The sequence below is a fragment of the Lapillicoccus jejuensis genome (assembly GCF_006715055.1).
In the GTDB taxonomy this organism is placed as follows: domain Bacteria; phylum Actinomycetota; class Actinomycetes; order Actinomycetales; family Dermatophilaceae; genus Lapillicoccus; species Lapillicoccus jejuensis.
The window spans coordinates 4,117,897-4,130,015 of sequence record NZ_VFMN01000001.1 but is presented as its reverse complement, the minus strand read 5'-3'; the positions used below and the strand labels follow the sequence as shown (position 1 = coordinate 4,130,015).

Here is a 12,119-nt window from a genome sequence, read left to right as displayed (position 1 = left end):
GGGGTCACCCACCTCCACGCAGCCGGTCATGCTCGCGACGAGCGGCCTCGACGCGCTGCGCGAACGTGGTGGGGTCGCGGTCCACGCGGTCGGCCCGCTCCCACCGTTCACGGTCTCCGACGCCGGCATGCAGGTAGCCGCGCGGGTAGGCCGGCCCCGGGAACCCGATCTCGTTCCACGCCCACGGGTGGGAGTAGAACGCGGTGCAGGCGTAGCGGGTCCATAGGCTCCAGACCTGCTGGGCGGGCCACTCGTGCCATCGGCCTGGTTGGCCCGGGTCCGGGTGCACCGTGTTCGCGAGGTCATGGACGCTCTGGACGAGGACGGCCTGGGCGGGGGAGGGGAGCTCGGCGAAGGGCCGACCGGTCGGGCCGGACCGGGCGTCGTCGTCGAGGGCGCTCAGGGTGGCGCGCCAGGCCTGCGCGTCCTCCGGCAGGTCGTCGTAGTGCCAGCCGTCGGTCTCGCCGACGGCGAGGCGCTGGTCGATCAGGGCGAGGACGGGGATCCGCGGTTCGCCGTCCTGAGCGAGCAGCAGGTCAAGCAGCGGCGCGGCGATCGCCACCTCGCCAGGGGTGAAGAACGCCAGCTCGCCCGGAAGTGCGAGACGGCCGAGGACCACACCGGCGGTGACGTCGTCCCACTGGCCCACGCTGGAGAGCACGTCGAAGTCGCCGAACCGGCCACGGGCCTGCGGTGTGACAGCGCGCTGGCGAGGGCTGCGGTACGTCACCGCCGCCACCGGTGCGGCAGGACCGGCAGGGCGGCGAGAATCCGCAGGGGGCCTGACGTCGGTGCGCGGCCGGTCGTGAACGACTCACGCCGCAGGACCGCGGCGAGCAGGCCCATCCCGCCGACGAGAGAGGCCAGCAGCGGCGCGAACGGTGGGGGCCCGGCCTCGAGGTTGTAGCGGGTCAGACCTCCTGGGCGTTGCCGGATACCGCGCCAGTGCAGGTAGGTCCCCTGCAGGCCGTTGACGACGATGGCTGCCGAGGCCAGGGGCAGCACGGTGTGAGCCGCGCGGGGCGACACCACGGCGGCGATCCCGGCCGGGATGGCGGTGGGGACGACCGCGATCGGCCACCACATGAGCTTGTTGCCGAAGCTGGCGCCGTCGTGCGAAAGGTAGATCTCCGCTGCGGTGACCGCGGCGCCCGCGGCCGTCAGGGCCGCGAGTGTGCGTTCGAAGCGACCGGAGCGGATGTCCGCCACGACCGTCTCGATGACGGTGTCGGCCATGTGCTCGAGGCCGGCGGGCGCACCGAAGGCAGCGGGCAAAGAGGTGGGCACCTCAGGACTCCTTCCGTCGGCTGTGGGGCAGGTGGGGGAGGTCGGGCAGGTATTGCTGGACCTTCTGTTTCAGGCCCTGGCGGGCGAAGCTCCAGGCGTCTTCATCGCCGTGCAGCACAGCGCCGGCCAGCGACGTGACCTGGTCGGCCGTCGCGTGCGGCGGGATGGGCGGGACGTTGGGGTCGCAGTGGACGTCGATGACGGTGGGGCGGTCCGCCGACAGGGCTGCGTCCCAGGCCGGTCCGAGACCGGCGGCGTCGGTGACGGTGACGCCGGCGAGCCCGAGGGAGCGGGCAAAGGCGGCGTAGTCGACGTCGGGCAGGGTCTGCGACGGGGCGAACTTCGGCGCGCCCTCCATCGCCCGCATCTCCCACGTCACCTGGTTGAGGTCGTTGTTGTGCAGGACCGCCACGACCAGTCGGGGATCGGCCCACTGCTGCCAGTAGTGCTTGATCGTGATGAGCTCGGCGAGCCCGTTCATCTGCATGGCGCCGTCGCCGACGAAGGCGATGGTCGGTCGGTCGGGGTGGGCCCATTTGGCCCCGATGGCGTAGGGGACGCCGGGGCCCATCGTGGCCAGCGTGCCGGACAGGGAGCCGCGCACGTCACCGCGGAAGCGCAGGACCCGGGCGTACCAGTTGGCGGCGCTGCCGGAGTCGGCGGCGATGATCGCATTGGTCGGCATACGGGTGGACAGCTCGTGGAAGATGGTCAGCGGGTTGACGGGGTCGGCGCCGATCGTGGCCTGTCGCTCGATCGTCGACCACCAGTCCGCGACGTTCGACTCAACCCCTTCGCGCCAGCTGCGGTCGTCCTTGCGTCGCAGCAGCGGGATGAGGGCCTGGAGCGTCACCTTGGCGTCCCCGACGAGGTTGAGCTCGTAGGGGTAGCGCATCCCGATCCACTTGGCCGACCGGTCGATCTGGATGGCACGGGCCTGGTCCAGGGGCGGCAGGAACTGGGTGTACGGGAAGTTGGACCCGACCGTCAGCAGGGTGTCGCAGTCCATCATCAGGTGGTACGACGCGGTGGTGCCCAGCAGGCCGATGGAGCCGGTCACCCAGGGCAGGTCGTCGGACAGCACGTCCTTGCCCAGCAGCGCCTTGGCGGCGCCGGCGCCGAGCAGGTCGGCGACCTGGGTCAGCTCCTCGACGCAGCCCCGGGCGCCCTGTCCGACAAGAAGGGCGACCTTCTCACCCGCGTTGAGGATCTCGGCCGCCCGCGCCACGGCGTCGTCGTCGGGCCGGACGGTGGCGCTCGTCGCGCCGATGCTCGAGGGGACCTGTTTGAACTCGTGACCCGGGGCCTCGTAGGTCAGCTCGAGGACGTCAGAGGGGACGATGATGCACGTCGGTGCATGCTCCGAGGCGGCCACGCGGATTGCCCGGTCGAGCAGGTTGGGCAGCTGCTGCGGCACGGTGCACATCTGCACGTAGTCGCTGCACACGTCCTTGAACAGCGTCAGCAGGTCGATCTCCTGCTGGTACGACCCGCCCATGGCCGAACGCTCCGTCTGGCCCACGATCGCGACGACCGGGACGTGGTCGAGCTTGGCGTCGTACAGGCCGTTGAGCAGGTGCACCGCCCCCGGCCCGCTCGTCGCGACACACACACCGACCTGACCGGAGAACTTGGCGAACCCGACGGCCTCGAAGGCCGCCATCTCCTCATGCCGCGCCTGGACGAACTGCGGGTCGTCGTCGGCGCGGCCCCACGCGGCCAGCAGCCCGTTGATCCCGTCACCGGGATACCCGAAGACCTGCCTCACCCCCCACTGACGCAGCCGGTGCAGCAGGAAATCGGCGACCGTGTCGGCCATGGCCTGTCCTCTCGATCCGATACGCCCCCGCGTCGGTCCCGCGGCGCAGAGTCGCGCCGCAGGAGGAACCCGACCTGTTCCGGTCTACACGCAACCGTTGCGCCACGCAATGGTTCCTCGTCGAAAATGACGCTGGCCGATCACCACCGACATCGCCACGGGTCGGCCATGATCCGTCTACGCTGCCGCCATGCCGACGCGACGCCGTGACGCCCCAGCAGGAACCACCTCGTCGGCAGCCTCCGCAAAATCCCTGCGTGAGAAGCAGAAACCCCGGCGACAGCCCCCGCCGACGTCCCCGCCGACGTCCCCGCCGACGTCTCCACCGACGTCTCCACCGACGTCACGGCAGGGGCCAGGGCAGACTCCGCGGCAGGGGTCAGGGCAGGGGTCAGGGCAGGGGTCCCGGGTGGGATCCCGGGTGGGGTCGCGTCACGCGATGCCCACGGAGGTCCCGCCAGGCAGGGGCCGCGCTGGTCAGGCCGACGCCCCGAGTCAGGACGCACAGGCCAGTGCTGACCCGGTTGCCCAGGACGTCGAGGCCGTCCTGGCTGCGTGTCGCTCTCTGGTCGCGATCTCCGCGCTGTCGGTGACGGCGGTCGCCAGTGAGGTCAATCTGGTGCAGCTGCGCATCCTGGTCCTCCTGGCCTCTCGTGACGTCGCCAGCCTTGGAGACCTCGCACGGCTCATGGGTCTACACATCACTCGCGCGAGCCGGATGTGTGACCGGCTGGTCCGCAAAGGCCTGCTGACCCGGCAGGAGAACACCGAGGACCGGCGCGTCCTGCGGGTGGCGTTGACCCCGTCAGGACGCCACATCGTCGATCAGGTCACGCAGGCCCGTCGCCAGGCCATCGCACCGATCCTCGCCAGCATGAGCCCCACGGCCCGCAAGGAACTGGCACGCAGCCTACGTGCCTTCGCCAACGCCAGCGGTGCCCTCGGGCCGGGTGTCCCCAACGTGGCCGACCCGTCCGCTTTGGGGTGGCAGGCCTGGGGTGGCGAGCCTGGCTGACGCGCGGAGCCGCTGTCCCGATCGTTGCCCGGGATCTTCGTCCCGGGGATGCGGGTGGGCTCGTCATCAGTGTTTGCAGGGTGCAAAGTTTGTGTAGTGAGGGTATTAGTGGAATGTCAGTGTTCCTTCCCCTCTTGGAGTACAAGGTGTCTGTCCCTCTTGATGTGACCGCCCCGTGGAACGTGTCGCTCAGCCAACCGCAGTATCAGCTGGTGTTCTACTCGCTGGTCGTCGCCGGTCTCGCCCTGTTCGCCCAGTTTGTGAAGACGTGGGTCTCGGCCGGCGAGGTGTCCTCGCGGTACCGGCCTGCCCTGTATGCCTCGATGTGCATCTGCGGGGTCGCGTTCTTGTCTTACGTGTTCCTGGCGTTGAAGTTCGACTCCGGCTATCAGCTGAGCGGTGGCCAATACGTGCCGACAGCGGAGTCGGTCAACAGCTACCTGCCGCGGTACATGGACTGGTCCGTCACGGTCCCGCTGCTCATGGTCGAAGCTCTGGCTGTCTCCACCCTGACCGGCGGCCGCGCCCGTCAGACCCGGCTCGTCGCCATGTCGGCCGCGTTCTTGATGATCTTTACCGGCTACCTGGGGGCGGGCGTCATCGGCAACGGCACCAGCTCCTCGGCGATGCTGCTGTGGGGCATCATCTCGACTGTCTTCTTCGCGCTGTTGTACGTCGTCCTGCTGGGGGTGCTGCGCGCCTCTCACGAGGGGATGAGCCCGGTCGCCTACCTTGGATACCGCAACGCGGTGTTCCTGCTGTTGTTGGTGTGGGTGTGGTACCCCATCGCCTACGGCATCCACAACTGGACCTCCGGTGGCACCGCGACCACGATCATCCAGGTTGGGTTCTGCGCTGCCGACATCGCGGCCAAGGCCGGTTTCGGAGCCATGATCCACAAGGTCGCCAAGGTGCGCACCGCCGACGACATGAACACCGGGGAGGGTGCCCACCCCGAGGACATCTGGGTGTCCTCGGTCAAGCTGGCCGCCGGAGCCCAGCCCGTGCTGGTCACCGCCGCATCCATGTCCGCCGAACGGGTCGTGGAAGCGGCCACGGATACGCCCCACCCGACGGCCGACTCCCTCCCGCCGCGTCGAGGCAAGCAGCCCCGCACCTGACCTCCGGACCTCCGGACCTCCGGACCTCCGGACCACCGGACCTCCGGACCACCGGACCACCGGACCCCGGGACCACCGGACGAGCGAACAACAGGCGGCCTAGAGATGATCGGACGCGTAGCGCTCTTCGCGCCCCGGCGACGTAAGTCCCGGGCCGGGGTCCGGGTCTGGGTCCGACGGGGTTTGGCAGCTCGGGTCCAGCTGGTGTCGGTCGGGGCCGTCGCCGCGACCGTGGTGATCGCGGCGGCGGCTCCTCATGGCGTCGCGGCGGTGGCCCCGGAGATCCTCGTGGTGGGGTTCTTGCTTGGTCTGCCGCACGGCGCGGTCGACCACCTCGTACCGTTCTGGACGGCCACACCTGGCAAGCTGGGGAATAACCCGCCCGCCGACGCAGCCACGGCCACCGTCACAGCGAGCGTCCCGCTCGATCGGCGCGACGGCCGGCGATCTGGTGGCTCGCCGCCGTGGCGGACTCTGTTGCGACGGACTCTGTTGCCACGGACGTGGTCGTGTTGGATGCCCCATGTCTTGCTCGGACTTCTGCTGGCCGGGTACCTCGCTGTAGCGGTCACCACATGGTGGGGCCTGCGGGAAGTCGGTTCTCTGCTCCTGCCTATTCTTTTGGTCCTTTCGGTCCTGCACTTTGGCCTTGGCGACGTGATGGCTGGGGCTGCTGCAGATGGGGCTGGCCCTAGAGGTCGGCACGGGCGGTGTAGCGGGTGGCGGCGCAGGTTTGCCACTGCCGCGGCCTTGGTCGTCGTGATGTGCGACGTGGTCTCGCACGGAGCGTTCGTCGTCACCGGGCCCCTGCTTTTCTGGCCGGTTCAGGCAGACCCTGCGTTGACGACAATCGCGCCGCACCTCACGCCGCCCCGCCCGTCAACACGTGAGGCGTTCTTCATCGCAGCGCTGTGTGCCACGGCCGTTTCGACGCTCATCGCGGCTCGCCGCCGCCGCTGGCTTGCCGCCCTCGAGGCGCCGCTCCTGGGTGCACTGTTTGCCGTCGCGCCGCCCATGGTGGCATTCGGGGTGTACTTCGGCGCCTGGCACGGCCTACGACACACCGCCCGCATGATCGCGGTAGATCCCGCCAACGGCCGTGACCTGGCTGCAGGACGACTAGTCCAGCCCATCATCCGGTTTGTGCGACAGGCCACTCTTCCCAGCCTGGTCGCGCTTACCATGATCGTCATCGTGTACGTCATCGCCTACCAGCACCAGGGGCTGGTTGGTCCCGTGGTGGCGGGCCTTCTCGCCCTGACCGTGCCGCACCTGATCATCGTGGCCTGGATGGATATCCGCACCATCCGCGGCCGCTCCCGCCGTCTTGGCCGTCGGGACCGTCGGGACCGTCGGGATCGCGTGACGTGACCGCACTCAGGGCGCCAACGTTACGGTCTCTGTCGGCGACGGTCGAAAACGAGGCCATAGCGACGGTCGAAAATGAGGCCACCCCGACAGATTGGGTGGGTGATCTCGGTGGAGGACTGGGCTCTGATCCGGCGGCTGGTCGCGGACGGGCTGCCGCAGCGGCAGGTCGCGCGGGACCTGGGCGTGGGACGGTCGACGGTGGCGCGGGCGGTCGCATCGGCCGGGCCGCCGAAGTACGGCCGCCCGGCCGTGCCGACAGCGTTCACTCCGTTCGAACCGGCGGTGCGTCAGCTGCTCGCGGCCACGCCGGACATGCCGGCCACGGTGATCGCGGAGCGAGTCGGGTGGACCGGGTCGATCACGTGGTTCCGCGAGCATGTGCGCCGGCTGCGGCCGGAGCACCGGCTGGTGGACCCGACGGACCGGCTGACGTGGCTGGCCGGCGACGCCGCCCAGTGCGACCTGTGGTTCCCGCCGAAGAAGATCGCTCTCGAGGACGGGGCGAGCTCGCTGCTGCCGGTCCTGGTGATGACGTGCGCCCACTCCCGGTTCACACTCGCGCGGATGCTGCCGACGCGGCGCACCGAGGACCTGCTGCTAGGCATGCGGACCCTGATCGAGGGCCTGGGTCGCGTTCCTCGCCGACTGATCTGGGACAACGAGTCCGGCATCGGCCGGGGGAAGCGGCACGCCGACGGCGTCGGCGAGTTCACCGGCACCCTGGCCACGACGCTGGTGCGGCTCAAGCCGTGCTGATCAACATGATCCGGAGTCTTAGGGCATCGTGGAACGCCGCAACGGCTACCTCGAGACCTCCTTCATGCCCGGGCGCACCTTCGCGTCGCCGGCCGACTTCAACACCCAGCTGACCGACTGGCTGACCAAGGCGAACACCCGGATAGTCCGCACGACCCGGGCCCGCCCCGTCGACCTGCTCGACGCCGACCGGGCAGGCATGCTCCCGCTGCCGCCGATCCCGCCCGCGGTGGGGTGGGTCAACCGGGTCCGCCTCGGCCGGGACTACTACGTGCGGGTCGACTCCAGCGACTACTCCGTCGACCCCGGCGCCATCGGCCGTTTCGTCGACGTCCGCGCCGATCTCGACCAGGTCACCGTCACCCACGAGGGACGGCTGGTCGCCTCCCACGACCGTGCGTGGGCGCGGGGACGGACCGTCACCGACCCCGCCCATGTGGCCGCCGCAAAGGCGTTGCGGGAGCAGTACCAGCGACCCCGGGCGGCCGACCCCCGCGACTCGCTCGAGTCAGGCGATGAGCTGGTGCGGGACTTGGCCGAGTACGACCGCGCGTTCGGCTTGGCGGACGTCAGCGACGGGCAGGTGGCGTGATGCCTGCAGCCAAGACCATCGCTCAGGCCAGCTCCCAACCAGAGGCGGTCAAGCAGCTCACCTATCTGGCCTCGGCGCTCAAGGCCCCTCGGATCCTTGAAGCGGCGGGCCGGCTCGCGGACCACGCCCGTGACGCCGGGTGGACCCACGAGGAGTACCTCGCTGCGGTGCTCGAGCGAGAGGTCGCCGCCCGCAACGCCTCCGGCGCAGCTGCGGATCCGGGCCGCCGGGTTCTCGGCCCGCAAGACCCTCGAGGAGTTTGACTGGGACGCGCAACCCAGCGTCCGGCAACAGGTCGGGTCCCTGGCGTCCGGGGCGTTCCTGACCGAGGCCCGCAACGTGGTCCTGCTCGGCCCTCCCGGCACCGGCAAGATCCACCTGGCCACCGGTCTCGGCATCGTGGCCGCGCACCACGGCCACCGCGTCCTGTTCGCCACGGCCACCGACTGGGTCACCCGCCTTGGCGACGCACACCGCATCGGCCGGCTCGCGAACGAGCTGGCCCGGCTGCGCCGCTACGGCCTGATCATCGTCGACGAGGTCGGTTACCTCCCCTTCGAGCAGGACGCCGCGAACCTCTTCTTCCAGCTCGTCAGCAGCCGCTACGAACACGCGTCGCTGATCCTGACCAGCAACCTGCCCTTCAGCGGCTGGGGCGGCGTTTTCGGCGACCAGGTCGTCGCCGCCGCCATGATCGACCGCGTCGTGCACCACGCCGACGTCCTGACCCTCAAGGGCGCCAGCTACCGCCTCCGCAACCGCGGCATCGACACCCTGCCGAGCATCAAGACCCAAGACGCGGCACACTAAGCAACACGAACAGGTGGCCTCGTTTTCGAACGTCGGAACGGCCTCACATTCGCCCGTTGTCGACAGGCTCACCGGGTTTTGGTCACCCGGGCCCACCTGGGCTTGACGCCGTCCTTCGTTCCTAGGCGCTGGCGCACGACTGGGGCATGACCTGGTACATGACCTAGGGCCTAACCGGGGCATAACCGGGGCATAACCGGGGCATGACCTGTGGCTTGACCGGGTCGGTCGTCAGGCTCGCAGCAGGGCCACGGCGGCGCTCGTCGTGAGCAGCATCTCGCTGCCGCGTCCCGCGTGAACCATGGGTGGTGTGTGAGGTGGGTGAAGGTACCCGCTGGGGGCGTGGGGTGCCGTGCTGGGGGCGTGAGGTGCCGTGCTGGGGCTCACGGCGCAGGTGGCCCCGCCGGACCCCAGGAGCGACCGGCTCCACGACGGTCGTCCAGCACTCCCGTGGAGACCAGCTCCTCAGCCAGTTCGCGTAGAGGCCGGTTGGTGCGCTGGCTCGCCTGCCGTAGTTCGGCGAACGCCTCGTCGTAACACAGGCCACGCTGCACCATGAGGATCCCTACCGCCGCCCCGATCTGACGGTTGGTCGTCAGCGCGATCTTCAGCCCAGCGTTCTCGTTTTCCAGCTCTGCGCGGCTCTTGAGCGGGGGTTCGGCTGGGTGGGGCAGACCGGTCGACCCGGAGGCGACCGTAGATCCCGGGTCTACCCCTTGTGCCGGCGTGCTCAACGATTCCACGGTGGCCGACGATAAAGGGATGTGCGCGAGCTGTCGCCGGCGAGAACGCGATGAAGATGAACGGGTCATTGCTCCTCAGCTCAGGCCCAGATCCGCAAGACCAGGTGCCCACTGCTCGACACAGGCGGATTCCGTTTTCCGCCCACGATAGTGATTGCGGCTGAGGAGGCGCCACCTGTGCGGTCGATCGCCGGACCGGGTCATCCCCATCACCCCAGTCATCGCCGTCACCCCCGTCATCCCCGTCTTACGCGCTCTACCGCCCCTGCTGAACCGGCCGCCGCCGACAGAAGTGGCCACCGCCGGCGTCAGTACCGCCCGGCGTAAGGACCGCTGTGCCTCGGTCACGCCGGTTCGGATGACCCGGTCACCATCGTCTGCATCCACGGGGGGTCGGTTCCTTATCCACTGTCGACGTGTGGCCGTTCGACGGTTGAAGCTGTCGACCGATCCGGCATGGCACGCCGCGTCGTTGAGGACTTGGCCGTGGCCCGCCGCCGCTGATGGACGAACTGATGCAAGTCAGCAGCCCACTCCCGCCACGTCGGGGTCCAGAGGCACGCCCCACGACTCGTTCGCCGACACGACCCGCAGTTTTTCCAGGGCCAGCACGAGAAGACGGCCGCCTTCGAGGCGTGGGCTTGTCATCTTTCCGGCCAGGTCGGTGTCCGCGTCGTGACCAGCAGGCCGGGGGCGGTGCACCTGCTCAAGGGCCTGTAGACGCTACTCTCGACGTCGAGCCGGTCCTGACGATCGTGAACCAGACGGAGCGTTCGGCCATCGGCCCGCTGGCCCATGAGCTGCGCCGGCTGTGCCCCTTCGTCCCCGCGCTCGCCGCGATCGCCCGGCGCGACGTACGGCTCGGCCCCGACGGCCCGACGCTGCACCGGGGGGAACGGCTCGTCCTTGACGTCTACGGGACCGACCACCTGCCGAGCCGCTACCCGCGCCCCGGCGTGCTCGACCCGGACCGCTTCCGCGAGCACGCCCCCGGCCTCTTCGACCTCGTACCCCAGGGGGGCGGCGACCCGGCCCACGGGCACCGCTGCCCCGGCGAGCCGGTCACCGTCCTGCTGCTGGCCGACGCCGTCCGCACGCTGGCCGACCTTGAGGCCGACCTCGACGGTCCGGCCGGCTACGGGCTGCGGACCATGCCAACCCGCCCGAGGAACGGCCCACGGCTGCGGGTGCGCCGACCTCTGGGGCAGGCCACCGCAGACCCCCACCCCGGCCCCTACCCCGACCCCCACCTGGACACGGAGGCGCCGACCGGCGTCGCCGTGACGACCCTCCCGGAGGAGACCGTGCCGCCCCCGCAGCCCGACCCCCGTCACGACCACCGCACGGACCCGCACGTGGACCGGCACCCCGACCCGCGGCGCGGGGGAGCACCCGACGACGCCACCGTGCTCGACGCCGTCGCCGCCGACCACCGCCGCGTCCTCGAAGCGCTCGACAGGTTGCAGCGCGACCCGGCGCCCACCGACCCGCTCGCGCCGGCCCTGTGGCTGCTCGCCGTCCACGACGCGCTGCACCACGAGCTGTTCCCGCTCGTTACCGGCGACGAGGGCGCCCGCCGGGCGGTCGAGGCGAGCCTGGCCGAGTGCGCGCTGCTGCAGCAGCAGACCGAGCAGCTGCAGACGGTCAGCCCCGCCGACGGCGTCGACCTCGTCCAGGCCGGTCTCCTCGCCGAGACGGCCGAGTCGCACTTCCGGGCCCAGACCGACGTCGAGCTGCCCGCCCTACTGCCGCACCTCGACGCGGCGGGGCGCACCGTCCTCGTCGAGGCGTTCCATAAGGTCCCCCCGCCCACGACGGGGAGCGAGCGGTACGGCGAGCTGTCGGCCTCCGCCCGCGCGCGGATCCGGGCCACCTGGGTGCGGCCCGCCCCCACCGACGGCGTCCTCCTGACCGCAGGCGTGCACACGACCTGGAAAGCGCCTGGGAGCCTTTCGCCGCAGGTATGACCTCGGGCGCTCGGGGATAGTTGGCGTCGGGAGTGTGCGCGGCCGGATCACCCGGCGACAGACCACGCGTCGACGTCGTCGGGGCGCACCGCTGAACCGCTCCATTCGAACGCGCCTCGGCCGAGGGCGGCCACCGCCTCCGTGAAGACGTCATGCCGAGAACCGGCTTCCCAGGAGGAGACCGTACGACGCCACTGGGCGGCGGTCACCTGCGCGAGGGCTGCGACGGATGAGTGGTTGAGCACCTCGAGGAACACTGCCTTGCGGAACCGGTGCGGGTCGCCGTCGAGGCCGTGCACTGCTCCGCGGCCGAAGAGCGGCCGCGCGATAATCGCTGGCACGGCGCCGGTGCGGGCGAAGAGGTTGGTGTCGTAAAAGGTGCGAGCACCGTCGGCACCGCGCACGAGGGCCGCCGGCTTCCCGAGGAAGCGCATCGGCAGCGCCGTCGCCTCCGGATCGTGCCGCCAGGCCGCGGCCATCCCCTCGTAGCCGCGGACCGCGAGGAGGAGGGCAAAGTCCGTGCGCACGGCGCGGTGGGCGGCGCGGGCGGCGCGGGCGGCGGCACGAGGCGCGAACGGCATGGTCGCTCGCTACCCGGGGCTCAGGCTCACAAACGCCCGGGTAGTGGCCCCCGAAAC

The 12,119-nt window shown here is 70.4% G+C and carries 9 protein-coding genes and 2 pseudogenes; 6 read left to right on the top strand and 5 right to left on the bottom strand.

Features of this window, described 5'->3' with window-relative positions:
• Positions 1-4: 4 nt before the first annotated feature.
• Genes FB458_RS19145 through FB458_RS19135 form a run of 3 tightly spaced genes read right to left on the bottom strand, consistent with a single transcriptional unit; the run spans position 5 to position 3,106 of the window.
• On the bottom strand, positions 5-730 hold the full coding sequence (locus FB458_RS19145; RefSeq protein WP_141849897.1) for a gluconate 2-dehydrogenase subunit 3 family protein: 726 nt from the start codon (positions 728-730) through the stop codon (positions 5-7).
• Positions 727-1,236 carry a hypothetical protein gene (locus FB458_RS19140; RefSeq protein ID WP_211356097.1) on the bottom strand — a complete coding sequence of 170 codons (510 nt, stop codon included), beginning with the start codon at positions 1,234-1,236 and terminating at the stop codon, positions 727-729. The genes FB458_RS19145 and FB458_RS19140 overlap by 4 nt, the downstream gene beginning before the upstream one ends.
• Positions 1,237-1,288: 52 nt before the next feature.
• Positions 1,289-3,106 carry a thiamine pyrophosphate-requiring protein gene (locus FB458_RS19135; RefSeq protein WP_141849896.1) on the bottom strand — a complete coding sequence of 606 codons (1,818 nt, stop codon included), beginning with the start codon at positions 3,104-3,106 and terminating at the stop codon, positions 1,289-1,291.
• A gap of 439 nt (positions 3,107-3,545) precedes the next feature.
• On the opposite strand from FB458_RS19135, the gene FB458_RS19125 reads away from it, so the two are divergent.
• From FB458_RS19125 to istB, 5 genes and pseudogenes are all read left to right on the top strand, one after another.
• Entirely contained in the window at positions 3,546-4,121 is a 576-nt protein-coding gene (locus FB458_RS19125) for a MarR family winged helix-turn-helix transcriptional regulator (protein ID WP_141849895.1), read from the top strand.
• 212 nt (positions 4,122-4,333) lie between these two features.
• Positions 4,334-5,242 carry a bacteriorhodopsin gene (locus tag FB458_RS19120; RefSeq protein WP_170185759.1) on the top strand — a complete coding sequence of 303 codons (909 nt, stop codon included), beginning with the start codon at positions 4,334-4,336 and terminating at the stop codon, positions 5,240-5,242.
• Between the two features lie 204 nt (positions 5,243-5,446).
• The gene (locus FB458_RS19115) at positions 5,447-6,613 is read left to right on the top strand and encodes a beta-carotene 15,15'-dioxygenase, Brp/Blh family (protein ID WP_141849893.1); all 1,167 of its coding nucleotides are present in this window, start codon (positions 5,447-5,449) and stop codon (positions 6,611-6,613) included.
• 99 nt (positions 6,614-6,712) lie between these two features.
• Positions 6,713-7,961, top strand: a pseudogene (istA, locus tag FB458_RS19110) (IS21 family transposase).
• Positions 7,961-8,771: pseudogene (istB, locus tag FB458_RS19105) on the top strand (IS21-like element helper ATPase IstB). Before istA ends, istB begins: the two co-directional pseudogenes overlap by 1 nt.
• A gap of 383 nt (positions 8,772-9,154) precedes the next feature.
• Here istB and FB458_RS19100 read toward each other — a convergent pair.
• Positions 9,155-9,514, bottom strand: coding sequence for an ANTAR domain-containing response regulator (locus tag FB458_RS19100; protein ID WP_170185758.1), 360 nt, complete (start codon positions 9,512-9,514; stop codon positions 9,155-9,157).
• Between the two features lie 755 nt (positions 9,515-10,269).
• Here FB458_RS19100 and FB458_RS21495 point away from each other — a divergent pair.
• Positions 10,270-11,481: a cytochrome P450 family protein gene (locus FB458_RS21495; protein WP_170185757.1), complete on the top strand. Its 1,212-nt coding sequence runs from the start codon at positions 10,270-10,272 to the stop codon at positions 11,479-11,481.
• A 47-nt stretch (positions 11,482-11,528) separates the two neighbouring features.
• Here FB458_RS21495 and FB458_RS19090 read toward each other — a convergent pair whose 3' ends face one another.
• Positions 11,529-12,062 carry a cytochrome P450 family protein gene (locus FB458_RS19090; protein WP_141849891.1) on the bottom strand — a complete coding sequence of 178 codons (534 nt, stop codon included), beginning with the start codon at positions 12,060-12,062 and terminating at the stop codon, positions 11,529-11,531.
• Positions 12,063-12,119 lie beyond the last annotated feature (57 nt).

Coding starts and splice junctions, on each gene's coding strand:
- FB458_RS19140 (WP_211356097.1), bottom strand. CDS start 1,236: ATGGCCGACACCGTCATCGAGACGGTCGTGGCGGACATCCGCTCCGGT.
- FB458_RS19135 (WP_141849896.1), bottom strand. CDS start 3,106: ATGGCCGACACGGTCGCCGATTTCCTGCTGCACCGGCTGCGTCAGTGG.
- FB458_RS19125 (WP_141849895.1), top strand. CDS start 3,546: ATGCCCACGGAGGTCCCGCCAGGCAGGGGCCGCGCTGGTCAGGCCGAC.
- FB458_RS19090 (WP_141849891.1), bottom strand. CDS start 12,062: ATGCCGTTCGCGCCTCGTGCCGCCGCCCGCGCCGCCCGCGCCGCCCAC.